The organism is Pirellula sp. SH-Sr6A, assembly GCF_001610875.1.
GTDB lineage: Bacteria > Planctomycetota > Planctomycetia > Pirellulales > Pirellulaceae > JBKCUI01.
The window spans coordinates 4,624,489-4,649,537 of record NZ_CP011272.1 but is presented as its reverse complement, the minus strand read 5'-3'; the positions used below and the strand labels follow the sequence as shown (position 1 = coordinate 4,649,537).

The 25,049-nt window shown below is 55.9% G+C and carries 17 protein-coding genes and 1 tRNA gene; 11 read left to right on the top strand and 7 right to left on the bottom strand.

Annotation, left to right across the window (positions count from 1 at the left end):
- The first annotated feature begins 7 nt into the window (after positions 1–7).
- Positions 8–772 (top strand): MIP/aquaporin family protein, encoded by a 765-nt coding sequence (locus tag VN12_RS17795; RefSeq protein WP_146678099.1) that lies wholly within the window; start codon positions 8–10, stop codon positions 770–772.
- Positions 773–794: 22 nt separating this feature from the next.
- Complete coding sequence (locus tag VN12_RS17790) at positions 795–2,015, top strand: PQQ-binding-like beta-propeller repeat protein (RefSeq protein ID WP_146678098.1); 1,221 nt, start codon at positions 795–797, stop codon at positions 2,013–2,015.
- Here the strand turns inward: VN12_RS17790 and panC are convergent.
- The 5 genes from panC to VN12_RS17765 all read right to left on the bottom strand — a co-directional run bounded on the left by panC (position 1,996) and on the right by VN12_RS17765 (position 8,686).
- Positions 1,996–2,844, bottom strand: coding sequence for a pantoate--beta-alanine ligase (gene panC / locus VN12_RS17785; RefSeq protein ID WP_146678097.1), 849 nt, complete (start codon positions 2,842–2,844; stop codon positions 1,996–1,998). The two genes, VN12_RS17790 and panC, sit on opposite strands and share 20 nt — an antisense overlap.
- 36 nt (positions 2,845–2,880) lie before the next feature.
- Positions 2,881–3,669, bottom strand: a complete 789-nt coding sequence (locus tag VN12_RS17780; protein WP_146678096.1) for a phosphoribosylformylglycinamidine synthase subunit PurQ — start codon at positions 3,667–3,669, stop codon at positions 2,881–2,883.
- Between the two features lie 130 nt (positions 3,670–3,799).
- Positions 3,800–4,840, bottom strand: coding sequence for a hypothetical protein (locus VN12_RS17775; RefSeq protein ID WP_168164487.1), 1,041 nt, complete (start codon positions 4,838–4,840; stop codon positions 3,800–3,802).
- A gap of 21 nt (positions 4,841–4,861) precedes the next feature.
- A complete protein-coding gene (locus tag VN12_RS17770; RefSeq protein ID WP_146678094.1) occupies positions 4,862–6,307 on the bottom strand; it encodes a DUF1501 domain-containing protein in 1,446 nt (481 codons plus the stop codon).
- Positions 6,308–6,325: 18 nt separating this feature from the next.
- On the bottom strand, positions 6,326–8,686 hold the full coding sequence (locus tag VN12_RS17765) for a PSD1 and planctomycete cytochrome C domain-containing protein (RefSeq protein WP_240491184.1): 2,361 nt from the start codon (positions 8,684–8,686) through the stop codon (positions 6,326–6,328).
- Between the two features lie 598 nt (positions 8,687–9,284).
- Between VN12_RS17765 and VN12_RS17760 the strand changes: the two genes are divergently transcribed.
- The 4 genes from VN12_RS17760 (at position 9,285) to pstB (ending at position 16,367) form a co-directional block, all read left to right on the top strand.
- Complete coding sequence (locus VN12_RS17760; RefSeq protein ID WP_146678092.1) at positions 9,285–10,265, top strand: PstS family phosphate ABC transporter substrate-binding protein; 981 nt, start codon at positions 9,285–9,287, stop codon at positions 10,263–10,265.
- Between the two features lie 138 nt (positions 10,266–10,403).
- Positions 10,404–13,010, top strand: coding sequence for an ABC transporter permease subunit (locus tag VN12_RS17755; RefSeq protein WP_205855075.1), 2,607 nt, complete (start codon positions 10,404–10,406; stop codon positions 13,008–13,010).
- Positions 13,007–15,526 carry a phosphate ABC transporter permease PstA gene (locus VN12_RS17750; RefSeq protein ID WP_146678091.1) on the top strand — a complete coding sequence of 840 codons (2,520 nt, stop codon included), beginning with the start codon at positions 13,007–13,009 and terminating at the stop codon, positions 15,524–15,526. Before VN12_RS17755 ends, VN12_RS17750 begins: the two co-directional genes overlap by 4 nt.
- Positions 15,527–15,542: 16 nt before the next feature.
- On the top strand, positions 15,543–16,367 hold the full coding sequence (gene pstB, locus VN12_RS17745) for a phosphate ABC transporter ATP-binding protein PstB (protein ID WP_146678090.1): 825 nt from the start codon (positions 15,543–15,545) through the stop codon (positions 16,365–16,367).
- Positions 16,368–16,406: 39 nt separating this feature from the next.
- On the opposite strand, the gene VN12_RS17740 is transcribed toward pstB, so the two are convergent.
- Together VN12_RS17740 and VN12_RS17735 are read right to left on the bottom strand one after the other, a co-directional pair.
- Positions 16,407–16,493, bottom strand: a tRNA-Leu gene (locus tag VN12_RS17740).
- 85 nt (positions 16,494–16,578) lie between these two features.
- Positions 16,579–17,664, bottom strand: coding sequence for an LOG family protein (locus VN12_RS17735; protein WP_146678089.1), 1,086 nt, complete (start codon positions 17,662–17,664; stop codon positions 16,579–16,581).
- A 177-nt stretch (positions 17,665–17,841) separates the two neighbouring features.
- Between VN12_RS17735 and tmk the strand changes: the two genes are divergently transcribed.
- The 5 genes from tmk (at position 17,842) to VN12_RS17710 (ending at position 25,036) form a co-directional block, all read left to right on the top strand.
- Positions 17,842–18,450: a dTMP kinase gene (gene tmk, locus VN12_RS17730; protein ID WP_240491183.1), complete on the top strand. Its 609-nt coding sequence runs from the start codon at positions 17,842–17,844 to the stop codon at positions 18,448–18,450.
- Positions 18,451–18,690: 240 nt separating this feature from the next.
- Positions 18,691–19,587, top strand: coding sequence for a hypothetical protein (locus VN12_RS17725; protein ID WP_168164486.1), 897 nt, complete (start codon positions 18,691–18,693; stop codon positions 19,585–19,587).
- Between the two features lie 93 nt (positions 19,588–19,680).
- Positions 19,681–20,988, top strand: coding sequence for a trypsin-like peptidase domain-containing protein (locus VN12_RS17720; RefSeq protein ID WP_146678087.1), 1,308 nt, complete (start codon positions 19,681–19,683; stop codon positions 20,986–20,988).
- A gap of 95 nt (positions 20,989–21,083) precedes the next feature.
- Positions 21,084–23,633: a DUF1592 domain-containing protein gene (locus tag VN12_RS17715; RefSeq protein ID WP_146678086.1), complete on the top strand. Its 2,550-nt coding sequence runs from the start codon at positions 21,084–21,086 to the stop codon at positions 23,631–23,633.
- Positions 23,634–23,653: 20 nt separating this feature from the next.
- Positions 23,654–25,036 (top strand): DUF1552 domain-containing protein, encoded by a 1,383-nt coding sequence (locus VN12_RS17710; protein WP_205855074.1) that lies wholly within the window; start codon positions 23,654–23,656, stop codon positions 25,034–25,036.
- Positions 25,037–25,049: the final 13 nt, after the last annotated feature.

The window sequence follows — 25,049 nt, the reverse complement described above, 5'->3', positions numbered from 1 at the left end:
TTTGAGTATGAACAATTATGTGGCCGAGTTTATTGGAACAATGCTCCTCATCCTTTTGGGAAACGGCGTGGTATGCAATGTCGTTTTGTCCGGCACGAAGGGGAAAGGAGCGGGATGGATCGTCATCGCCGTTGGCTGGGGGATCGCGGTTTTTTGCGGTGCGACGGTATCCAAGGAAGGGAGCGGTGCCCATTTGAATCCGGCTCTCACGTTGGGGCTGGTTGCCGCGGGCAAATTCTCCGCTTCGTTAGCGCTCGGATACATCCTGGCGCAGATGGCGGGGGCCATGGCAGGTGCGGCCCTGGTGTACGGTTTCTATCGAGCTCATTTCCAAGCGGAACCATCGGCCGATAGCAAGCTGGCTTGTTTTGCCACCTCCCCTGCCCTGCCCGGCAAAGCACAAGCCTTTTTTTGCGAAGTCATCGCGACGTTTGCCTTGGTTTTCACAATTCTTTTGTTCCAGTCGGGTGAGTTGAAACCTGCGAGTGCTATCGAAGGAGCGACTGCGGCCAGCAAGGCGGAGACACTGGTCGGCCTTGGTACCGTCGATTTGCTTCCCGTTACATTGCTGGTGATCGGGATCGGTCTTTCCCTCGGGGGAACAACCGGTTACGCGATCAATCCGGCTCGCGATTTCGGTCCTCGATTGGTCCATGCGATCCTTCCAATTCCAGGAAAGAGGGACAGCGATTGGTCGTACGCTTGGGTCCCCATCATGGGCCCTATCGCGGGAGGAATTCTCGCGGCCGCTCTTTACCTTGCAATCCAATAGTTCGTGATTCGGAGAATAGAAAATGTGGTGGCTAGGAATTCTTATCGCGATCTGCATCGAGACGAGTTGGCCTGAGTTTCGGGGCGGAGATCGCGATGGCGTCGTGAAGCAGTCCAAGATCCCGTTGGAATGGTCGGAGGATCGGAACATCGCTTGGCGCGTCGAACTCCCGGGTTTGGGTTGGTCCTCGCCGGTGATCGAGGATGGGTGCATCTTTTTGACCACTGCCGTACCGCAGGGGCCTGGCCTATCGCTTCAAGTGCTCGCACTGTCAGAACGAGACGGAAAGCGTTTATGGAGCCGCGAAGTGGTTGCGTTACCGAATGCGCCGGCGATTCATTTGAAGAACAGTCATGCGAGTCCCACACCCATCTTGAACGATGGGTTCCTCTATGTGCACTTCGGAACGCATGGTACGGCCAAGCTTTCGCAGAAAACGGGTGAGATGGTGTGGCTTTGCCAGGATCTCAAGTATTCGCCTGTGCATGGTAGCGGTGGGTCTCCGGTGTTGCATGCCAACAGGCTTTTTGTGATCTGCGATGGAAGCCAAAGTCCTTTCGTTGCAGCGATCGATGCCAGTTCGGGTCAAGTCGTTTGGAAGAGGGCGAGAACGGTCGGAGCCAGGATTTCCCATTCCTTTGGTACACCACGGGTGGCGAAGGTAAACGAGCAATGGCAACTGCTTGCACCGGGGCCCGATCACATGGCCGGGTACGACCTGAACACGGGCGAGGAAATTTGGAAGGTTCGGGCTCCGGGTTGGTCGGTTGTTCCTCAACCGATCGTGGGGCATGGCATGGTCTTTTACAACCATGATTTCGACCATCCTGAACTTATGGCCGTACGGCTCGGTGGTGAGGGGGATCTAACCGAGAGTCACGTCGTGTGGAGACAAAAGAAGGGCGCTCCCAGTACACCAACTCCCGTCTTGGTCGGAGAGGAACTGTATTACGTATCGGATGATGGCATCGCGTCGTGCGTCGATGCGAAGACGGGCGCAAAGCATTGGATGGAACGGCTCGGTGGAAACTTCTCCGCGTCACCAGTCTGGGTGCAAGGAAAGCTTCTCTTTGTCGATGAATCCGGCGTGGCGACTTGGGTGGAAGCCAGCAAGACATTCCGGGTTATCGGGAAAAATGAGCTGCCAGGAAGAGCCTTTGCAACCCCTGCGTTCCAGGGTGATTCCATGTTCCTGCGAACGGAAAAGTTCCTTTACAAGGTAACTAGCGACGAGAAAGAGTAAGGTTGTCGATCAGTCTTGTCGTCCCCAGCCTAGCCGCGATGATTGCCACCGCCACATCGTCGATTTGCTCAAGCGGTTCCAGCGTCAGGGCATCGACGATTCGAGCGTAGTCAATCGCATCGATTGGGGCCGTGTGCAATATCTCTGCCATAGCGGCTTCGATTTTAGCCACGTCGACGACGTTTTGTTCCACCAGTTCGCGCGCGTGTTGCAAGGCTCTCCAGAGCCCGAGTGCGCGCGTCCGTTCTGTCGTGCTCAAGTATCGATTTCGACTGCTCATCGCCAGTCCGTCAGCCTCTCGGATCGTATCGCAGATTTCGATGCGGATGGGGAGGTTCAATTCCTCGACCATTGTTCGAATCACTGCGACCTGCTGATAGTCTTTGCGACCGAAGAACGCGACGTGAGCGGGTGCCATCATAAAGAGTTTGAAGACGATCGTTGCCACGCCTCGAAAGTGACCAGGTCGGATTTCCCCTTCCCACAAACGCGATACCGCCGGCGGGTCAATAAAGGTGGAGTGCCCAGGTGCATAGATTTGTTCCGAGGATGGAACGAAAACGTAATCGCAATTTATTTTGCGGAGTAGTTCAAGGTCGCAATCGAGTGTTCGCGGATACTTGGAGAAGTCCTCGTGGGGACCGAATTGGGTCGGATTCACGAAGATAGTTGCCACGGCAATATCGCAATCGCGTTTGGCTTGTTCGACCAGAGAGAGATGACCTGCATGCAACGCGCCCATGGTGGGAACGAGACCGACGGAACGACCGGTGGAACGTTCGTGCGTCAGCTGCGAGTAGATCTCATGTGGGGAATGAACGACTCGCACGTCTGGTGGCCTTATGGAAAAGAAGATTCAACGGGCTTATGTGCCGAAGTACGCTACGGCATTCTGGAATAGCTTGAGTCCTTCACCGTGTTTTGGTTGCGAATCGCGTCGGGTCCACTGCGGATGATTGGTCGGGAACAGATGTCGTTCAGGGTGCGGCATCAATCCGAAGATGCGGCCGGAGGGGTCGCAGATACCTGCCACGTTCATTTCCGCACCGTTGGGGTTGGTGGGATGGGGCAGGATCGCATCTCCCGTGGTACCGTCGGCGCTGCAGTACTGGATGGCGATTTGCTCGTTGGCGATCAAGTGTTTTCGTGATGCATCGTCTCGAAAGAGAAATCGACCTTCGGCGTGTGCCATAGGGTAATAGCACGTATCGATTCCCTTCAAGAAGACGCACTTCGACGACGAGGGTTTCAGGTGGACCCAGCGGTCTTCGAATCGGCCCTGTTGATTCCAAGTCAGTGTGGCTGGAGGAGTCGCATCGTCGCTGTCGAAAAAGATCCCTAATCGCATCATGATTTGGAATCCGTTGCAAATACCGAGGACCAATCGATCCTCCTGCTTGAACATCTCGAGCATATCGCCCAGGAATGTGTGAATCTGCGTGGCTAAAATTCGCCCTGCCGAAATGTCGTCTCCGTAGCTGAATCCACCGGGAAAGCACAGGATTTGGAATTTGGAAGCCAGCGTGCTGTTTTCGATCAATTGATTGACGTGCAGGCGTACCGGTTCCGCGCCAGCCAGCTCGAAAGCGTAGGCGGTTTCCTGATCGCAGTTGGTTCCAGGGGCCCGCAACACAAGGACTTTCGGTTTCGCCATGCCTAAATCAATTCTTCTATAGGAGGTAGCTGGACTCAAGTCCTGACAATTTAACCCATTTAACGGGCTTTGGCAGTCCAGATAAGAGGACGCTGGCAGGTGAGTTGGAAGCGGCGTGTACGGTCGGCGATTACTCGATCTTCAGCTCATCCACATTGACGTAACGGTACTTGCCACGATTTCGCTCCGCCAAGGCGCGGATCCAGCCGCCGTCGGTTTCGGGGGGGCCGGATCGAAACTGGATCGTATGGATTGTGGTCCCAGCTCGCGCCGCGCGCTCTTGGATATCGTCCATCTCGGATTGCGTGATGCCTGGCAAATCGCCGTCGGTCATAAAGAAGAGGACTTCCGGGCCGTAGGAGAGTCCCGTCCGCAGGGCGGGAATGTGTTCGGTTCCACCGCTGGCGATCACGTTCCGAACGAACTGGGTGGCCCTTCCCTTCTCGGTCTTGTCGGCGGATAAGAGTCGGTTTCTGCCGCCGCGGGCTCCTGCCAGGGGGCTCGGGGATTCATTGTAAAAGACAACTTGGAACTGATTTCCTGGGGTCAAGCTTTCGATGCTTTGAAGGAGTTCTCTCTTCGCGAGAAAAAGTGGGGCTCCTCCCTGGGTGTTCATGGAATCGGAACGGTCCAGTACATAGACGAACGAGGCGCCAGTTCCTTCCACTCCGAGAAAGGTCGTGGTGGTTTGATTGAGTCCCTTGCCGGCTCCGGGGCCCGAGCCGGACAATTTTCCGGTTCCCGTTCCTGCCGTTCCTTCCCCCAGCGCGTTTTCGCCGGATCCATCGCCGTTTGCAACGGAGTCTTTGGGGAGCAGGTCGGCGACAAGTTCTTCGAGCGATGCTGCACCGGGAGTGTCGACTTGTACGGCCGCCATTTTTTCAGACGCTTTCGCGGAGTCTGACGATGCGGCTGCCGAGGCGCCACCCATCAGGAAATAGTCACTGCCCCGCCCGGTATGATGGACCACCGCAATTCCTACGGGGCGATCCATCTCCCCTTGGGTGCCTCGCGACGTCGGACGAAATAGCCAAGCGATGAGCAACAACGCGAGCGTGTGAAAGACACAACTCGAAACCCAGGCCCGGTGATCGCTCCAATGCTTCATCGTGAAGCGAGGGATGGATCGATCGCGTCGTTGCAACAACTCGGGACCTGGTTTGGCACTCATGTTCATTCCGATTGGATGAAATTACGCGATCAGTTCCTGGACCGGGGCCACGTGTTCGACGCCGACCAACTTTTGATCGAGGCCGCTGTAGAAATAGGAAAGCTTGTTGGGATCCAGTCCCATTTGGGTCAACACGGTCGCGTGAAGATTCTTCACGTGAAGGGGGCGTTCGACGGCGGCAGCACCAAGCTCATCAGTGGTGCCAACGGACTGTCCGCCTTTGATACCACCTCCTGCCATCCACATGGTGAAACCGTACGAGTTATGGTCTCGCCCCGTGCTGGCTTGGTATTCCGCGACCGGTTGGCGTCCAAACTCCCCGCCCCACACGACCAAGGTGCTGTCGAGCAAGCCTCGGCGTTTCAAGTCCTTTAGAAGGGCTGCGATCGGTTTATCGGTGCGTCCAGCATGGAGATTGTGATTGGTTTCCAAGTCTCCGTGTGCATCCCAGTTGGCATCGTTGTGAGAGCCGCCGGAATAGAGCTGGATGAATCGAACGCCCCGCTCGACCATGCGTCGGGCAAGCAAGCATCGGCGCCCGAAATCGTCGGTCTTCGGATCTCCGACCCCGTAAAGGTCGAGCGTCTCTTGGGTTTCTTGAGCCAAGTCGACGACTTCCGGGGCCGACTGCTGCATTTTGAATGCGAGCTCATAGCTCTTGATGCGTGCGGCAAGCTCGGAGTTGTGGGCTCGCTGTTCCATGTGAGCCGTATTGTTTTCCGAAATGGCGTCGATGAGTTCCCGTTGCAGTTCGCGCGAAACACCTGCGGGGGGTTGCAGGTCAAGGAGAGGAGCCCCTTTGGCTCGAAGGATCGTTCCCTGGTAATTCGCGGGCATGTATCCACTTGACCAGTTCTTCGCGCCGCTGATCGGGCCGCCGGAGGGATCGAGCATGACGACATAGCCGGGCAGGTCCTCGTTCACGGTTCCGAGGCCATAGTTGATCCAGGAACCGAGCGATGGAGATCCGCTGAGGATCTTGCCGGAATTCATCATGAGCATCGCCGATCCGTGGATCGGAGAATCCGCCGTCATCGAATGGAGGAAGGCGATATCGTCGACGCAATGTCCAAGGTTCGGGAAGAGGTCGCTGACCCACTTTCCGCATTCGCCATACTGTTTGAATTTCCATCGAGGTTCAACAATCCGTCCCTCATTGCGGTGGCCTCCCCGGCCGAACGTTTTGACGGTGATGGTCTTATTGTCCATCCCCACCATGTTGGGCTTGTAATCGAATGTATCGATCTGACTGGGACCACCGTACATGAACAGAAAAATGACCGACTTGGCTTTGGCTGCCTCTTTGGGCAAGTAAGCAGAGGGGACAGGTCGTTGTTGATCGGCCTGGGCCTTCGAAAAGAACCCGTCACCGCTGAGGAGCGAAGTCAGCGCGACACCGCCGAAACCGCAACCGGTTTGCCAAAGGAGTTCCCTGCGTGTTCGTCCACAGAAATTGGCTTTTGTCATGGCTTTGCCTAAGTTCCCTTAATCCAAGTAGAGGAATTCGTTGCTGTTGAGAAGGACGAGACAGTACTCTCGGAACGCATCCGATTCGCTCAATCGGAATTTGTCCCTCAGGATTTGAATACGCCGCACACCGCGTTCGATCTCCGAACGATCGGCGGGACGGGTGTTAACCGTTTCGATCGCCAACGCGAGTCTCTCTTCGAGCGAGTCCCTTTGTGGGGCCACGAAGTTTGCCAAGAGTGTCGCATGCTTTTGAATGAACCCTCCGTTCAGCATATTGAGGGCTTGCGCGGCTTGAGTTGTCAAAAAGCGAGCTTCGCAGGTCACATCGGTTTCAGGGTAGTCGAAGACCGATAGTTCGGGCGGAACGAGCGATCGTTTGATGTGAATGTAGATACTGCGACGCGACTGTTCTCGCTGGGACGAATTGTTCCACCCCTTGCCAGGGACACTTTGCGTCGCTTTTACGTCGTCGGAAACCTCCGGGAAGATGCTGGGGCCATACTTCGAATACTCGATACGACCCGAGACGGCTAAGACTGAGTCCCGCAATTCTTCTGCGCTGAGGCGCCTCGCGTTGAAGCGTGCGAAGAGATCGTTTTGAGGATCCTTTTCGACATCCTCATCGCCGGCGATCGAACTTTGACGATACGTTTCACTCAACAGCATCATGCGATGAAGCGGTTTAAGACGCCAATCGCTCCGAACAAGCTCCTGCACCAAAAAGTCGAGCAGCTCGGGATGCGTGGGGGGATCGCCCATCTGACCGAAGTTGTTTGCCGACCGAACGATTCCACGTCCAAAGTGATGTTGCCAAATGCGATTGACAATCACCCGCCCGGTAAGACGGTTGGAGTCGGAGGTAAGCCATCGCGCGAGGACGATTCTACGGCCGGCGGAACTGGCTCCTGGCTGCGAGTTCTGGATCTTCGGTGCAGCCTCTTGAAAAAGTTCGGGATAGTCCGGATCGACTTTGTCTCCTTCGGCTTGGGGAGAACCGCGCAGCAGGAGATGCGTGTCCGGAGGAGCGGACTCTTTTCTCGCCAGTCCCAAACGAAACTCCGTCTGGAGCTGTTCGATTTTCTTGTTGACCTGATCGAGTTCTTGTTTGAGCGCCTCGTATTCCATCCAGCGACCTTCCGTGAGTTGGTCCTTGAGCTTGGAAGCGATCACTTTGTCGCGATCGGGGCTCTTTGCGGCCGTCTTATCCTCGTCATTCATCGTCGCGATCCCTTCGTTCTCGATCTCGCGGCGAAGGCGACGAATCTCTTTGATGCGTTCCTTGAATTGAACGGATTGTTGTCTCACCTCGGCGGTGGAGACATCGATTTGTGAATTGCTACGCTCATCGCCTCGCGAACCGTACGAAGTCACGTCGCGCAGGAATGCCACCATCTGGTAGTAGTCTTTTTGGGGGATCGGATCGATCTTGTGGTCGTGGCATCGGGCGCAGTTAACGGTGAGACCCATGATCCCTTGCCCGATCGTGGTTACCAAGTCGTCGTATTCGTCGAACCGAGCTTGGAGGGGATCGGCCGGTTCATCGTCCCAAATACCGAGACGATAGAATCCGGTCGCGGTGAGCGATTCCGTCGTCGGCGATTCCACTTCGTCGCCCGCCAGCTGTTCGATGATGAATTGTCGGTAGGATTTGTCCTCATTGAACGATTCGATCACGTAATCGCGATAGTGGTACGCGTTCGGCTTGGGGCCGTCACGCTCAAAGCTATTGGTCTCCGCATAACGAACCACGTCGAGCCAGTCGCGAGCCATCCTCTCGCCAAATCGCGGGTCCGATAGGAGTTCGTCGACCAGTTTCTCGTAGGCCTCATCGGTCGGATTTGCAGCAAAGGATTCCACGACGGATTGCTCGGGGGGCACGCCAAGAACGTCGAAATACAGGCGCCGAATGAGGGTGCGAGGTTCTGCTCGTCCGGATGTAGCAAGCCCCTTCTCCAACCACCCCGATGCGATAAACGCGTCGATCGGATTTTGCCGCACAAACGCGGGTTCCTTTCCAAGCGTGGGGGACGCGGACTCGGTAGGGATGCGAGGGTTGGACAGGGGGAGAAACGCCCAATGCGCTTTGTACTCCGCTCCCTGCTCGATCCAACGACGGATCAAATCGGCTTGGGCAGGCGTCAAACCTTCTCCTTCGGGGGGCATGCGAACGGAAGGATCCGAGCTGGTGATCCGTTTCAGCAGTTCGCTTTCCTCAGGGGAGTTCGGAACAATCGCTCGACTCCCGCTTTCGGCCTCGCGGGTGGCCAAATCGAATTCGTGCAGCGCCAGGCCCGACTCCTTGGTGTCCGTCCCGTGGCAGGAGTAGCAATTCTTGGCCAGCAACGGACGGATCTGTTTGGCGAAATCGATATCCACCGCGCAAACGCTCCGACTTTGGAATCCGACGAGCAGGAACCCCAGGAACAGGGCCAGGGAAAGAACTCCCTTTGCAATCGTCGACCCGACATGGATCGGATGCAGCCAGACAGTCGGATGCAGGCAGTTAGTCGGATGCAGGCAGTTAGTCGGACGCAGCCTGATAGCGGGTAGCGAAGTAGAAGGCGTCGAAGGGTGGAGTGAAGACGAGAGGTCTTGGTTGAATAAGAGCATTTTATGCTGTGGTCGTTGGGATTCAGGCAGGTGGGGATGGGGGGCTGCTATGGGGCCGCACTTGCTCGAGTCGGCCGGGCGAGGCGGGAGCGAAAGAGGGCCGCTGTTGCAGGGGATCGTTAGCTCCTTCCGAACCCGCCTATTCTACTATTTGGACGGCTTAGAATGTATGCGATAGTTTGTCATCGAGTCGGAAAAAGATGCCTGCGGTCTGGTAGCGGCTGCCGGACAATTAACCGTTTCTTAACAATTAGCTCCTTTAGAATTGAAGAAGTTCTGGAACAATTCCCGGACCCTGCAACGGCGGCCGGAATGCTACCGTTTCGCGAAGGACGTGTTTCCTTTCCCCGTGCCTGCGAGAATCATGCGAAATTCCAAGCCAATTCTTTGTTTATGGGGGCTACTGCTCGGAGCCCTGTCGGTGTCCTCGGTTGCCTGGGGACAGTCGGTGGACGCCAAGCTTTCGGCTTACAAACCGAGTCCTGGCCCTTCGGGGCAGTTGAAGTCGGTCGGCTCCGACACCATGAACACGTTGATGTTGCAGTGGACGGAGAAGTTCAAAACCTACTATCGGGGTGTTCGGACAGAGGTAGAGGGACAAGGCTCGTCGAAGGCGATGCCGGCGCTCATCGAGGGCGCGGCCAGCTTTGGACCGATGAGCCGGGATGCAAAAACCAACGAGATCGCAGACTTTGAGAAAAAGTTCGGTTACAAGCCGACCTTGCTTCCCACCGGAATCGATTTGTTGGCGATTTATGTGCACCGGGATTGCCCGCTCGATTCCATCACCTTGGAGCAGGCCGATGCGATTTTTTCCAGCACTCGGAAGCTGGGTGGGGAGCCGATTTTGACTTGGGGGCAACTCGGGCTGACGGGGGAATACGAGAAGCAGCCCATTGCGTTGTTCGGCCGCAATGCCGCATCGGGAACGTATGGTTTTTTCAAAGAAAAAGTGCTCGGGAACGGGGACTTTCTGGATAGCGTGAACGAGCAGCCGGGGAGCACGGCGGTGATTTCTTCCATCGGGGAAAACAAATTCGCGATGGGTTACAGCGGTATCGGTTACAAGACGGCTGCGGTGAAGGCACTCAAGCTCTCTTCGAAGAATGGTGCGCCAGCTATCGAGCCATCCGCAGAAAATGCCTACAATGGGTCCTATCCGCTGGCTCGGTATTTGTATTTGGCCGTGAATTACAAACCGACCAGCAAACTGGAGCCTCTCCGCCGAGAATTCATCAAGTTCATCTTCAGCAAAGAAGGACAGGAACTGTTGGTGAAAGATGGGTATTTCCCCGTCGATGCTAAGATTGCGGAAAAGGCTTTCAAGATGGTTGGCATCCAGTAAACGACGGATTGTTTACCACCCCATTACGACGGAATGATTTTTACGGACTGACCTCGCACTGAAGCGAAACTCGTGAATCAAGCCGAAAACGTAACCATCCGCCCCCATCGAGATCGTAATTCATCTCGGTGGGTTCGCATGTCGGATCGGATCGCAAAGCAAGTGATCACCATCGGGGGGATCGGAACCATCTTCGTCGTGATGTTGGTGGTTTTTGTCTTGGTCGGGAATGTGCTTCCCCTGTTCCAGGCCAATCGATCGCATCCGCTCGGCGCGATTCCCTCGGCGAGCAGCGAACCAGTTCTGGCTGCAGGAGTGGACGAGTATGGAGAGGTTCTTTGGACCCTCGATGCCACATCCACCCTTCGCTTTTACTCCGTTAGCTCGGGGGAAGTCCTCGAAACGCATTCTCCCGTGGGCGAAGCAAATGCCACGCCGGCGGCAGAGGGTGGGCGAGCCACGTGCGTTTCGGTGTCGGACGACGATGCGAGCTTGCTCGTAGGCTACGCAGATGGATCGGTGCGACCGATCACATTCGGCTACCAGGTCGCATTTCTCAAAGCGAGCGAATTGCCGGCCGAGGTTCAGTTCACCCAGCAGGATTGGATGGTTTTCGATGGTGCCATTTATCGCCAGACCAACTCGGGGCTGATCCGACGTCAGCGCATCGACGGCTTGGTTTTTCATCCTTCGGTACCTCTTTTCGCATCTGCGGTCGTGGCGGTGGACTGGAAGACTCCCCAGGCCGTATCCAGTTTCGACGCGTCGGTGACTTGGCTGTGGGGCGCAACCGATGGGAACGCGTTGGTGTTGGCCCGTACCGACAATAAGGTGAATGCGATCACCGACGCGGTAAGTCAGGAGTCCACGCAGTGGCAGCATCGACCAGAGCGCGATCCCAGCTCGCCATGGTATGGGCTGATGATCGACTCGCGTGGAACGAGTTTGGCGGCGGTTGATCGCACAGGAAAGGTCACCTATTGGAACGCCGAAGAGGACGGCAAGCTTCTGGCGTCTAAAACTCACCTTTCGCTGGCGGGGAGCGAAAGCCAGCTGACTTGCACGACCCCTCTATTGGGGAGAACCTCGTTTGTATTGGGAGCGGAATCGGGACATATCGAAGCGGTGGCGATGTCGGCGGTCGAGCAAACCCAGGAATTGATGTCGATCCATCGCTTTGAAGGAGATCTCGGCTCGGTGAAGTCGATGGCTGCTTCTCCTACAGCTAGAGTGCTCGCAGGGATATTCGAGGACGGTGATTTGGCGATCTACTACGTACCGACGAATCGGAGACTGGCCAAATGGAAGGTGGGTGACGAGGGGGGAGATTCGACGGGGAGCAAGGTTCAATCCGTTGTCGAAAACAAGGGTGCTTCGGTGCAGCCTTCGGTTTTCTTTTCCTCGAATGCTGAAGTGGTGGGTGCGGTGACGGACCGCGGGGTATCTCTCTGGCGTGTCACCATTCCGCACCCCGAGGCGAGTTGGATGGGATTCTTTGGTCGGCTTTGGTATGAGGGGTATCCCTCTCCGCAGCATGTGTGGCAGAGCAGCACGGGAAACATCGAAGGGGAATACAAATTCGGGTTTATGCCTTTGATTTTCGGTACGTTCAAAGCGACGTTTTATTCCATGTTGATCGGAGCTCCGATCGCGCTGATGGCTGCGATATTCGGGAGCGAGTTTATGAGCAGTCGATGGCGAACGCGGTTTAAGCCCGCGATTGAGTTGATGGCGAGCGTCCCGAGCGTCGTGTTGGGATTCATTGGAGCGTTGGTTTTAGCCCCTCTTCTTCGCGATCATTTGATGGCGTGTTTGCTGGCTGTTCCGATGGTCCTCTTCCTGTTCTTGTTGGGGGCGCACTGTTGGCTGTTGCTTCCGAATCGATTGGCGATTCGGGCGAAACATTGGCGGCTGCCGATTTTGATTGTCTTGATTCCAATAGGCGTTTACCTTGCCACACTTGTCGCAGCACCTCTCGAAGAGGTTCTTTTTGGGGGAAGCGTGACACAGTGGCTGGCGGGGCAGATCGGTTCCGGGTGGCCGGGTTGGTTTTCCATCGGATTGCTTCCCATCGCGCTGTTGGTGGCATGGGTCATGAGCGGGCCGTTGAATCCGAGGATGCAGTCGATTGCAGCGTCGATGACACCCTTTCGATTTGCTATCTTCAATTTAGGATTCTTCCTGTTGGGGGTAGTATCCGTCTTCGTTCTGAGCGCGTTGATCGCGACCGCATTGCATGGGATCGGCCTCGACCCGCGAGGGCCCGTGCTGGGACCCTATCAAGAGCGTAATGCGCTCTTGGTGGGATGTATTTTGGGGTTCGCGATTATCCCGTTGATCTACACCATTTCCGAGGATGCGCTTCAATCGGTGCCTCAGCATTTGCGAAGTGCTTCCTTGGGGTGCGGAGCGACGACTTGGCAGACGACCATTCGCGTGGTGGTGCCAACAGCGATGAGCGGTCTCTTTAGCGCGATGATGATCGGTTTTGGTCGCGCGGTAGGAGAGACTATGGTGGTATTGATGGCTGCCGGGAACACACCGTTGATGGATATCAATCCAATGAATGGGTATCGCACCCTATCGGCCACCTTGGCGACGGAGTTGCCCGAAGCGGCCCGGGGATCGACGCATTACCACGGGCTCTTTTTGGCCGCGCTCCTCTTGTTCTGTTTTACGTTGGTAGCGAACACGGTCGCGGAGTTGGTGAGAATGCGATTCAGAAAGCGAGCGTATCAGTTATGAGCTCGCATGCTCGCAGTCGACCTACAGGTCGCAATTTGATTGCTCAAGGGGAACCGCTCGTATGGCTAACGGGTGGCATGTTTGCGATCGCTTGTGCGATGATTGTCTCTCTATTGGGATTGATACTTTACCAAGGCCTATCGACGCTTTGGCCTCGTTCCTATGTCGTTTTTGCCTTGGACGACGGCGGTTTGGCGAGTGGCGAGTGGATCGCTTCGCAGCCTTATCGTCTCACACCGGAGTCGATCGCAGAGTTTCCAGAGCGGACTCAAGAGAAAGCTCGCACGCTGTTGCAAGGTCGCTCCTCGGTCGCATCGGAACAGATCTATCTTCGAACTGGGAACTATGACGTTGGGAATCGCCATTTCGCGTATGTCCCTGCTATCGGAGTTGAGACCAAAGAGCCTTCGCGGCCTGCGGGGATTTGGTTGGTGGAACGGCTGGAATGGGGAGTCCTTTACGGCTTCCCTACCCAATTCACCTCCGAGTTCTCCCCGGAGATGGACCGCGAGTACTCGATGCAGACGGGACTTTTGGATCAGATCGATCGTTTTCGCCCGTCAGGGGATTCGGCGCAAGGAGCTGAGGGTGATGCCGCCGTATCGGCCTTTGATCAGACGGTCGAGCAGCTCCAGTCTCAGTTGGATGCGAAAGCAAAAGCCTTGGAAGAGGCCTATCGGGCGGAGGGGTCTGGAACACCAGCTCGTGTTCAAAAAATCGATGATATTCCGGGTGCCGTGGCGACTTCCCATCGCAAAATGGTGAGGGTGCAACGGGAACTGGAACACGCCAAACACGAATTGGGACGGCTCGATCAACAGGTCGCAAAACTTCGTTTGGCCGTTCGCAAAGCGGAGTTGGCTGAAAAAACCGATCTGTTAAGCCGGCTCGACGAAGGTATCGAACTCGCCACGACGCTTGGTACTGTGGAGCAGCAATGGACCGACATTCGATCCGGTCTTCAGCTGTGTGCCGAAGCTTTGACGAGCGAACAAAAGCAAAGCGCTGCCATGCAGGCGCTTCGAAAGGCGGTCGACGAACAGCAGGAACAAGAGGTTGCGCCGGTGAAGGAGGGGCTTCAGTCCTGGCTGACCGAGTTCACTGGATCGCTCCCCGATCGTTCTCGTATTTCTGTAGAGAAGGCAGTCGAAGAGGCCCGTACGGTTGCGTCTAAGCAGTTTGAGATCAATACGGAGATTGGTCGTTTGGAGTGGATTCGGGGATCGGAGCAAGTCACCTTTGCTTTACCGATTGCGGAGCCTATTTCCGAGGGAGCGGTGGATGCCGACCGAATAGGACTCGGAATTGTATCCCTGCCCGATTCCGACGGACTAGCCAGTTACTACTGGCGTTCGGAACAAGGGACTGCGCCGATGGCGTTTCAAACGAAAGCCGTGGCGACAGCGGATATGGTGAGATGGTTTGAACCCAATCGTCTGACCTTTTTTGGCAAGCTCGGGGTGTATGCGAGTCGTTGGTTCGAGTTTCTTGCAGGGGAGCCCCGTGAAGCGGGAGTGGAAGGGGGATTTTTCCCGGCTATCTGGGGAACCGTCGTCATGACACTCTTGATGTCATTGGCAGTGATGCCCTTTGGGGTGATGGCTGCGTTGTACATGCGGGAGTATGCGAGACCGGGGTGGGTCCTCAGTCTGATTCGGATCAGTATCAATAATTTGGCCGGGGTGCCGAGTATTGTGTACGGAGTTTTTGGATTGGCGTTCTTTTGTTACACGATCGGTGGCTACATCGATGGTGGCCCGAAGAAAGCTGGTTTTGACCCTTGGCCGAGTGCGACCTGGTTCGCCGCGTGCGCGGCGACGGTGGTGGCGGGAACGATTGCCTTTTTCTTGGCGTTCTTAGGGTCCGGTTCTCCGGCACATATGACGAAGTGGCGCAAGCGTGTGTCGTCATTCGCCGCAGTGTTCTGGATCCTGTGTTTGATTGGGTTCGTCGCGTTGGTCGTCAAGGTCCCGTTTTTCGATGGTTTTTACCAAGCGAGCCTACCTAACCCGACTTTTGGGAAGGGGTGTTTGTTGTGGGCATCGTGCACGCTGGCACTGCTGACACTGCCGGTGGTGATTGTTGCGACGGAGGAAGCTCTCGCGGCGGTTCCCAACTCCCTTCGGGAAGGTTCGTATGCGTGCGGAGCTGGGAAATGGCAAACGTTGCAGCGAATCGTTTTGCCCTATGCGAGACCCGGAATCATTACGGGCTTTATCTTGTCCATGGCTCGCGGTGCGGGAGAGGTTGCGCCGATGATGTTGGTGGGAGCGATTCCGTTGGCGACCGAGTTGCCCTTGGATCTGGAGTTCCCGTTTTTCCATGGCTCCCGATCTTTCATGCATCTGGGTTTTCAAATTTTCTCACTTGGATTTCAAAGTCAAAATAGCGAGGCGGCCAAGCCGATGGTGTTCACAGCAACCTTGCTTTTGTTGACGATCGTAACGTTTTTGAACATCGCCGCAATTTGGTTGAGAGCTAGGTTGCGGAAACGATTCCAAAGCAGCCAGTTTTAGAAAGGTTCTTTTCGAAATGGATCGCCTCAAAGCCATCGCAGACGGCCAAACGGTCGAATCGGTGGTGCATGAAGATGTGCTCGCTGCGGAACCCGTGTTGAAGATTCAGAACTTCAATTTGTTTTACGGTCGCAAGCAGGCATTGCACAGCATCACGATGCCGATCGCCAAGGGCCAGGTGACGGCATTGATCGGTCCGAGCGGTTGTGGCAAATCGACTTTGCTTCGAAGCGTCAACCGCATGAACGACTTGATCGACTCGGTGCGCATCGAAGGGGATATGATTCTCGGAAACGATTCGATCTTCGCACCCGGAGTGGACGTAATTCAGCTTCGCAAGCGGATGGGGATGGTTTTTCAGAAGCCGAATCCGTTTCCGATGAGCATCTTCGAAAATGTTGTCTATCCCCTGCGAATCGATGGGGAGCGGAATAAATCAAAACTGATGGAGGTCTGCGAGCAGTCCCTTCGCGGAGCTGCCCTCTGGGAGGAGGTGAAGGACCGATTGCACGAAAGCGGGCTGGGGCTGTCCGGTGGTCAGCAGCAGCGTTTGTGTATAGCCCGGGCGATCGCGAGCGATCCGGAAGTCCTTTTGCTGGACGAGCCATGCTCGGCGCTCGACCCGATCGCGACCGGAAAGATCGAAGACCTCATCGATGTGCTCAAAGGCAATTATTCGATTTTGATCGTGACCCATAACATGCAGCAAGCTTCTCGGGTGAGCAATTTCACCGCTTTCATGTATCTCGGGCGACTGGTGGAGTTGGGACTTACCTCCACCATCTTCACGAAACCCAGACTGAAAGAGACCGAGGATTACATCACCGGCCGATTCGGATGATGTTGGCGGTTTGAAGAGAAAAGGAGAAGAGCAACCAAGTGCCGCTGGTGGGACTCGAACCCACACGGGGCAATTACGCCCCAGCAGATTTTAAGTCTGCTGCGTCTGCCATTTCGCCACAGCGGCTTGGTAATTGCAAACGCGAAGTTTGCAGATCGGCGGCAGTAGTTTAAACCAATCCTGTTGGTTCAGCTAGCGGACGCCTGCAAGATCAAACAGTATTGATGGCGTTGATGAGGAGCCGGAGCCGGCCGTAATTGCGCCGGTTGAAATGGAACACGAGGCGGGGCAGGTGCGCGACCTCCACTTCGGAGGATTCTTCCGGGAACGCATCGCGCTGGCTGATCTGTCCTGATACCACAATATCTGCGAACTCTTTGTTCAGGTCTGCAACCGTCTGTTCCTCAAGCCGGTGGTTCAGTCGGAGAACCAAGTTCTCATCGACATAGCGCATCGAATGGTAATTGCGGTAGAAGCCGAGGATCTCCTCCACGGTTTCTTCGACCGAGTGGCTGACGCGGTAGAGGTGAACATCCTCAGGGCTAATGAGTTTGTTTTCTAAGAGTTCGCGGATGAAAAAAGTCTCGAGTCCCTTCCAGAAGTTTCCTCCAGGTTGGTCTTGGAGAATAAGGGGTAGCATGGTTTGTTTGCCGGTTTGGAGGAGGGTGAGTATCTCGAGTGTCTCATCGAGTGTTCCAAAACCACCCGGGCAGCAGACCACGGCGCTGCACTCCTTGATAAACATGAGCTTGCGCGTGAAGAAGTATTTAAGTGTGACGAGCTTCGGGTCCCCTTGGATGTAGGGATTCGCGGATTGTTCGAAGGGGAGCATGATATTAAGTCCCATCGACATTTCACGGCCCGCACCCTTGTGGCCCGCTTCCATGATTCCGCCCCCCGCACCGGTGACGACCATCCATCCCAATTCCGCCATCCGAGCTGCCAATGCAGAGGCTTGGACGTAATTGGGATGATCGGGTGGTGTTCGGGCTGAACCAAAGATCGTTACTTTGCGACGTCTTCGAAAGGGCTGGAAAACCTTGAATGCGTATCGGAGCTCTCGAAGCGAGCGGCTTAGAATTTTCAAGTCCCCTCGGGCGGTCCCGTCCAAGTGAAGCCGGTCGACCGTCCGCTTCATCATGTCGATCAAATCTTCGCTCTCCAGGGCGAAGGAAGGTTCATCGGCCGGCTGAGGTCTTGCCTTTTCGTCTTCGCCCAGGGCCGCGGGTGGAACGGGCACGGCTGCGGGTGGAACGGGGGGCTGAAGTGGTGGAAGCTCTTTTTCTGAATCGCTCATGCGTGCTCCAAGGGAATTCAAGGCTTCGAAGGCAGAAGAGGAGTCGATAAGATACCACATTCGATTCGCGAGGAAAAATCATGCGTTTCCAGCGCATTGCGAAACGCGATGCGAATCGAGAGCGGGAATCAATCGCTCGCGTAGGCAGGTGGAAGAGGGATACAGGATTCTTAACCAATGACAAGTATGTTTATTACGATCGATGGCATCGATGGTGCGGGGAAATCGACCCAGATGGATCTGCTTAGCGAGCTTCTTCGCACTCGAGGGCATCGCGTAACACGCCTGCGGGATCCAGGTAGCACGCCGCTGGGGGAATCGATACGCGAGATTTTGCTCCATCGGGAGGATATCCCGCTTTGCAGCACATCCGAGATGCTTTTGTACATGGCCGCGCGAGCCCAATTGGTGCAGGATCTTGTTCTGCCAGCGATCCAACGGGGGGATACGGTCGTGTGCGACCGATTTCTTCTCGCGAACGTCGTATACCAAGGTTCGGCGGGGGGACTGGATACCGAATCCCTCTGGCAGGTAGGACACATTGCCACGCAGGGGCTTCGGCCAAACAAGACCATCCTTCTCGATTTGCCTCCGGAAGTAGCGTTCCAAAGGATTCAACGAGGCCAAGATCGATTGGAGAAGCGGGGGCTGGAATACTTTGAGCGCGTGCGACAGGGGTTTCTCGAGCAAGTCGCCAAAGCAGGGGAAAAGCATGTGATCGTGGATGCCACACAAGATGTCGAGACTATCCATGCCGCGATCTCACGATTTGTGATCGAGCCTTAAGGTTCGTTCGTCACTATCCAAATGGGGCGCGGTTTCCGGTCGATCCCCATTTCCTTGGAGTTCCTCCTACCTCCATTGGCACGGGCGCTCGGGAGGTTTGGAACGTGTTGCGGTTCTGGGGTGTTGATGGATTCAGTCTATTTTGAATGCGCAAGGGGGTAGGAAATTCCTTGTCTGCGTTATGCTGTAGGGTTGTTGAGACCGTTCTTTATTCCGATCGATGATCAAGAAGTTTGCGATATGGTTTTCTGTGCCGCTACATGTCCGCCCCGTTCCGAGAAGGGGAGATGGGTTCTTTTGCGACTGGTCTGGTTGTTCTTCGGTTGGGCTGTTCAGTCCCCAGGGGCCGTTCGAGCAGCCGAGGGAGATTCGTACCCCCTCGCCGTAGCGGGTGGGGGAGGGAAGCTCTTCATTGCGGACCGGGGCAACGCAACGGTCTGGCTGCTGGAGGGGAAAGAGGTAAAACCGCACTTCCAAGGTTCTCCAAAATTTCGCACTCCTCTCAATGCCGTTCGATGTTTGACCGTCGCGCCGGATGGGAGTTTGATGGCTGGTGATTCGTCCACGCGCGAGGTCTACCGGTTCGACGCCTTGGCCAAACCGATTGGAGTCACGGGGGGGAAGATAGGGATTCCCATGGATATCGCCGTGGCGGCCAACGGCGACTTGTTCGTCGCCGACTTGGAACTCCACACCGTTTTTCGCGTGGATGCCAAATCGGGCACGACCGAGGTCCACGTGAAAGTCCCAGCCCCGCGGGGGGTGGCGATCGACAGCCAGAACCGACTATGGGTCGTGAGCCATGGCAAGTCGCCGCTGCTGCGGGTCCTGCCGGACAAGTCGATAGAGAAGGTGGTGGAGGATCCGGTGTTCCAGTTCGCGCACCAGGTTCGCGTGCATGCGAACGGCGACGCATTTGTTTCGGACGGCTATGGAAAATGCGTCTGGCGAATCCCTGCCTCGGGGAGCCCGAGCAAGCTGGATTCGGGAGATAAGCTCATCAATCCCGTGGGATTGCATATCGAAGGGAATAGCTTGTGGATTGCTGACCCACGCGCGAGCGCGATTTTCCGGTGGGACCTCACCCAGCCGACGAAAGATTCCTTAGAGGTCGTCCACAGGTTTGGGGAACGCTAGCAAACAAGCTGATCTTGCGTCGGTTTCCCAAATTCGCGAAACTCCGCCCCTTCTCGGATTGAAAAGGATTTCACGAGGCTAGGGAACGAAGCTATGCGAGGGTTGAAGACGATTGCTGCCGCGCTGGTTTGGATGGCGGCGCTGAGTTGCAGTCAGCGATTGCTCTCCTTTGAAAACCGAGTGGGAGATTGCGTCGCATTGTTCTTTACCAAGGCCGAATGTCCTGCGTGCCGTTCGGTGCAAGGGTCTGTTCAGCGAGCGATTGAGTCGGGGTGGGCGATTCGAACACTCGACGGTGCTCGAGAAAAGTCCTTGGTAGCCCGTTGGCACATTGAGAAGTATCCGACCGTTGTATTGATTCGAAATGGTCGCGAGGTGGATCGTTTGATCGGAGAGCCTCAATTCGACGAGCTGGCTCGCCGGATGCTGGCTGCTTCGTCGGTCGACAGTATTCGGGTTCTTTCGCCCTCAAGCGTTGCGTCTGTCGTAAGGGGTCAGTCCCCATCGGCGGCCGTCCCTTTATCCGATGTCCCAACCAGTACGAATCTTGCACTCACGCCGGCCTCCCACCGCGCGCCAGCCATCGAACGGAATCGTTCCGAACCGCGTCCTCCCTCCAACCCTGCCGAAGCGACGGTCAGGATTCGGGTCGACGAGCCGCAGCACGAAGCGATCGGCACCGGGACCATTATCGATACATTCCAGGGAGAAGCTCTCGTACTGACGTGCGGTCACCTGTTTCGCGACACGCGAGGTGGCACCCGCATTCTGGTCGAGACCTTTTTCGGGGGACAGCCACGTACGTACAACGCCACCTTGATCGACTTTCAAGCGGGCGAGGCAGACATTGGATTGATCAGTTTTCGTCCGGAAGGAGTGGTTCCGACCGCGCGCTTGATGAACCATCGGGAGAAGCTCAACGAGGGAGACGCGGTCTATAGCTGGGGCTGCGATCATGGGACCAATCCTTCGCGCCGCGATTCGCGAATTACCAAGCTCAATCGCTATTTGGGAGCTCCCAATGTCGAGGTGTATGGGGCGCCGGTTCAAGGTCGTAGCGGGGGAGGATTGTTCAACGCGCGCGGCGAGTTGATCGGCGTCTGCTATGCGGCCGACAACGAGTTGAACGAAGGGCTCTACAACGCACCCGAAGTGGTCTATCAGCAGTTGATGAGGCTGGGATTGAACCGGCTCTTCACCCATCCGGAGTCGGGGGAGGTTGCTCAAGCCATCGCTGCGGTCCCACCCACAGTCGCTGCCGCAATCCCGGATCGGCCTGCTCCCGTTCGCCCGAAACTAACCGTTTTGTTCGAAGAGAATGGTCAAAGCCAGAAGTGGGAAATCAACGATCCCACCCCGGAACTGGTTCAAAGCTTGCAAAGCCAATCCCTCCGCCGTTAGGGGGTCATTTCTTCAACCACGCCAAAACAATGCGGCGCATACTCGAAGCCGTTACAATGCTAGGGCAAAATCCGTGACCTCCCGATGGATGCCCTATGAAACGTCTCAATTTTGATTCCGGCGCTGTCGGGATCGGTATTTCCCGATTTGCGGTGGCTGCTTGTTTCTCGCTGGCAGGCTCATCGATCCAGGCTCAATCCCCTGCCGTCGACTCATCAGTCGTTCCTGCTTCGGCACCGGTGGAACGCGTCGATTTCGTCGAACACATCCGTCCCCTTCTCGAGCGGGTTTGTTCGGATTGCCATAACGATGAAAACAGCGAAGGAAATGTTTCCTTCGAAGGGATCGCCAAGGAAACCGATCATGCGTCGCACGCCGACATCTGGTGGAAAGCCCTGAAGAACGTGCGCGCAGGAATCATGCCACCTTCCGGCTCGGAACGGTTGAGCGATGCCGAAAAGGAGATGCTCGCTACGTGGGTGAAAACCGAGGCCTTCGGGATCGATTTGATGAATCCAGATCCTGGGCGCGGTGTCATTCGTCGATTGAACCGCGCCGAATACGGCAATACCATCCAAGACTTGATGGGGATCACGTTCGATGCGAGTTTGTTCTTCCCACCCGACGACTCGGGGCACGGCTTTGATAACGTTGGAGACGCTCTTTCCTTTTCGCCGATGTTGATGGAGAAGTATCTCAAGGCGGCACGATTGGTGGTCGATCTAGCGGTGCCGACGGTGTCCAAGATCGTTCCCAAGCAGGAATTCACGGGGCGCGATTTCTTGAAGAATGGCGAACCCATGAAAGGAAGCTCGGTGGATGGAAAAGTCCCCGCCAAGGTCGTGCGGTCCCTGCAAGTCTCCGAGGCAGGCGAATACCGTATCAACATCGGAGTGAAACTGCACGGATCCTTTGATTTTGATCCAGCTCGCTACCGCGTTTGGGTTCGTTGGGACGATCAACTAAAGAGTGACGAGGAGTACGGGTGGAACGAGAACAAGCTTTTGGTCAGCGAGTATCGAGAGCAACTCGAAGCAGGAGATCACCGCATCGAGTTTGAATTACAGCCTGTTGCACCGAAGAGCGACGAGGAAGAAAAGAGCGCTCCAGGAATGTCCACCAATGTTCGCTTCGAGATCGCTTATGTGAGGATCGAAGGGCCGACGGGCACGACAAAGCTTGTTGCCCCACCTCATTACGAGCGATTCTTTACCAGGCCGGAACCACCCGATGCGCCGGAGCAACGAAGGGAATACGCGTTGGAGTTGCTGGAGCGATTCGCATCCCGAGCGTTCCGAGGACCGGTCGAGCGATCGACGGTGGAGAGACTGGTCACCATCGCAGAAGGGAAGTGGCGTTTGCCGGGAGCAACCTTTGAGTCCGGAATCGCCGAGGCAATGGTGAGCGTGTTGGCTTCACCTCGATTTCTGTTTCGGATCGATCCCCCTATCGAAGGTGATGAAAATCGAGCCTACGGGCCGACGGACGAGCGGACGCTGGCGGCGCGACTCTCCTATTTTTTGTGGTCGACCATGCCCGATGGCGAGTTGATCGGTTTGGCTGAGAAAGGGGCGTTGCGAGCCAATCTCGGACCGCAAGTCGATCGGATGCTAAGAGATCCCAAAGCCTCGCAATTCGTTTCGAACTTCGTTGGCCAGTGGCTTCGGACTCGCGATGTGACGCAGATCGCTATCGACCCCTTGGTCGTTCTGGGGCATCAAGAGGAATTCGATCGTTTGAGGGAGGCATTTCGCGGGCGGTTTCGACGTAGACCGGGTGAGCCGGTCGATCCGAGTGAACAAAAGGATCGAGCAAGGTTCCAAGAGTTGCGCGAGGTGTCGGACCGATTCAATGCCGATTTGAAGCGTGCGATGCGACGCGAGACGGAGATGCTGGTGGAGCATATTGTTACGGAAGATCGGTCCCTGCTCGATTTGTTCGACTGCGACTATACGTTCCTGAATGAGCGGTTGGCGGAGCACTACGGCATTTCCGGAGTGCGGGGAGACGAGATGCGTCGTGTCGAATTGCCGCCGGACAGTCCGCGAGGTGGGGTGATGACCCACGCATCCATGCTTTTGGTAACGTCGAATCCGACGCGCACGTCGCCAGTCAAGCGAGGACTGTTCGTTTTGGATAATTTGCTAGGGACCCCTGCCCCGCCGGCTCCTGCGGCTGTTCCAGAGTTAGAGGATTCAGGATCTCGATTTGAAGGACGCGAGCCGAGTTTGCGCGAGTTGCTGTCAGTCCATCGCGAATCCGCTCTTTGCGCTTCCTGTCACGCGCGTATGGATCCGCTGGGACTGGCGCTGGAGAACTTCAACGCCCTCGGAATGTGGCGCACCGATGAAAAGGGGGTGGCAATCGATCCGACTGGAAGCTTGATCACCGGCGAGTCCTTTCAAGACATTCGGGAACTCAAGAAGGTTTTGCGGCAGAACCATGCCGGCGACTTGTACCGCTGTGTCACGGAAAAACTGATGACCTTCGCATTGGGGTGGGGGATCGAACCCACCGACGAGCACAGCGTCGACAAAATCGTCGAAGCTCTGGAGCAAAACGGAGGTAAGTTTCGCGTATTGCTCGACGGAGTGATCCAGTCATCCCCTTTCCAAAACCAACGCTATATAACTCGACAACCCTAACCTCTCTGCAAAGCGAATCGATGATGAAACAAAACTACCGAATTCACCGGGAAAACAAGATGTTGCACCGTCGCGCCTTTCTGCGAGCCTCCGGATTGTCGATTGCTGTCCCGGCAATGTTGTCATGGGGGGCGGGCCGGAATGTTCGTGCAGCAGTGGCATCGGGGCGGCAAGCGGTGACAGCCACCGGCGCTCCGCTGCGCATGGCATTCATGTCGATTCCAAACGGAGTCCAGCAGGACCATTGGTTCCCTAAAGAGGGATTTGAGCTGAACGAAACGATGCTGCCCTTGGAGCCGGTGAAATCCCATTTTCAAGTCCTCGGTGGACTGGATCACATCAATGCCACGGCAGGTCCGGATGGGGCTGGCGATCATGCGAGAGCCAATGCAACATTCTTAACCGGCATGCGCGCGCGAAAAACGGCAGGGAGCGATATCCAAGTGGGCGTGTCGATCGACCAAGTCGCAGCGCAACGATTGGGGAGCGTCACACGGTTTCCTTCGCTCGAGCTGACCTCGGACTTGATTCGCAATTCAGGGAGTTGCGATTCCGGCTACGCGTGCGCCTACCAATACAATTTGGCATGGAGTTCCCCCACGACCCCGATGACGCCTGAAGCGAATCCTAGGTTGGTTTTTGAAAGGCTTTTCGGTGCGGGAGAGCCTGGTGAAAGGGAAAAGAACTTCTTGCAGAGGCAAGCGACACAGCGGAGCGTGCTCGATTTTGTTCTCGAAGAAGCGAAGAGCTTGGAACGCAATTTGGGCATCAACGATCGTCGCAAGTTCGACGAATACTTGAGCGTGGTCCGCGAGATGGAAAAGCGTATCGAAGCTGCGGAGAAGTTCGAAGAGGCCCCATCCACCACACAGCCACAGCCCGTCGGCATCCCTCCAGACTTTGCCTCCTATATGGAGATTATGTACGACATGCTCGCTCTCGCGTTCCAAACCGATTCGACACGGATCGCGACATTGCTCCTTGCGTACGACGGTAGTAACAAGATCTTCCCGCAAATTGGTATTCCAGAGGGGCATCACTACCTCACGCACAATCAACGCGTGCCGGAGTTGGCGAAAAAAGTAGCGAGAATCGACCAGTACTATTTGGAGTCGTTCGCGAAGTTTTTGGATCGACTTTCGCGTATGGAAGACATCGATGGGCAATCGATTTTGCACAATTCCATGATCGTGTATGGCGGTGCGATCGCCGATGGCAATCGTCACACGCATGAGAACTTACCGGTGATCCTCGCAGGGCATGCGGGAGGAAGATTCCATCCGGGGCAATACCGCGCTCTCGAAAAGCAACCGATGTCGAACTTGTTCGTCACGATGTTGAACGAGTTCGGAGTCGAAGTCGACTCGTTCGGCGATTCCAATGGCAGGATTGAGACCCTCTAATCGCCCTGGAATG

Coding starts and splice junctions, on each gene's coding strand:
- VN12_RS17760 (WP_146678092.1), top strand. CDS start 9,285: ATGCGAAATTCCAAGCCAATTCTTTGTTTATGGGGGCTACTGCTCGGA.
- tmk (WP_240491183.1), top strand. CDS start 17,842: ATGACAAGTATGTTTATTACGATCGATGGCATCGATGGTGCGGGGAAA.
- VN12_RS17795 (WP_146678099.1), top strand. CDS start 8: ATGAACAATTATGTGGCCGAGTTTATTGGAACAATGCTCCTCATCCTT.
- VN12_RS17775 (WP_168164487.1), bottom strand. CDS start 4,840: ATGAGTGCCAAACCAGGTCCCGAGTTGTTGCAACGACGCGATCGATCC.
- VN12_RS17720 (WP_146678087.1), top strand. CDS start 19,681: ATGCGAGGGTTGAAGACGATTGCTGCCGCGCTGGTTTGGATGGCGGCG.
- VN12_RS17735 (WP_146678089.1), bottom strand. CDS start 17,664: ATGAGCGATTCAGAAAAAGAGCTTCCACCACTTCAGCCCCCCGTTCCA.
- pstB (WP_146678090.1), top strand. CDS start 15,543: ATGGATCGCCTCAAAGCCATCGCAGACGGCCAAACGGTCGAATCGGTG.
- VN12_RS17710 (WP_205855074.1), top strand. CDS start 23,654: ATGATGAAACAAAACTACCGAATTCACCGGGAAAACAAGATGTTGCAC.
- VN12_RS17715 (WP_146678086.1), top strand. CDS start 21,084: ATGAAACGTCTCAATTTTGATTCCGGCGCTGTCGGGATCGGTATTTCC.
- VN12_RS17790 (WP_146678098.1), top strand. CDS start 795: ATGTGGTGGCTAGGAATTCTTATCGCGATCTGCATCGAGACGAGTTGG.
- VN12_RS17750 (WP_146678091.1), top strand. CDS start 13,007: ATGAGCTCGCATGCTCGCAGTCGACCTACAGGTCGCAATTTGATTGCT.
- VN12_RS17780 (WP_146678096.1), bottom strand. CDS start 3,669: ATGGCGAAACCGAAAGTCCTTGTGTTGCGGGCCCCTGGAACCAACTGC.
- VN12_RS17755 (WP_205855075.1), top strand. CDS start 10,404: ATGTCGGATCGGATCGCAAAGCAAGTGATCACCATCGGGGGGATCGGA.
- VN12_RS17725 (WP_168164486.1), top strand. CDS start 18,691: ATGGTTTTCTGTGCCGCTACATGTCCGCCCCGTTCCGAGAAGGGGAGA.
- VN12_RS17770 (WP_146678094.1), bottom strand. CDS start 6,307: ATGACAAAAGCCAATTTCTGTGGACGAACACGCAGGGAACTCCTTTGG.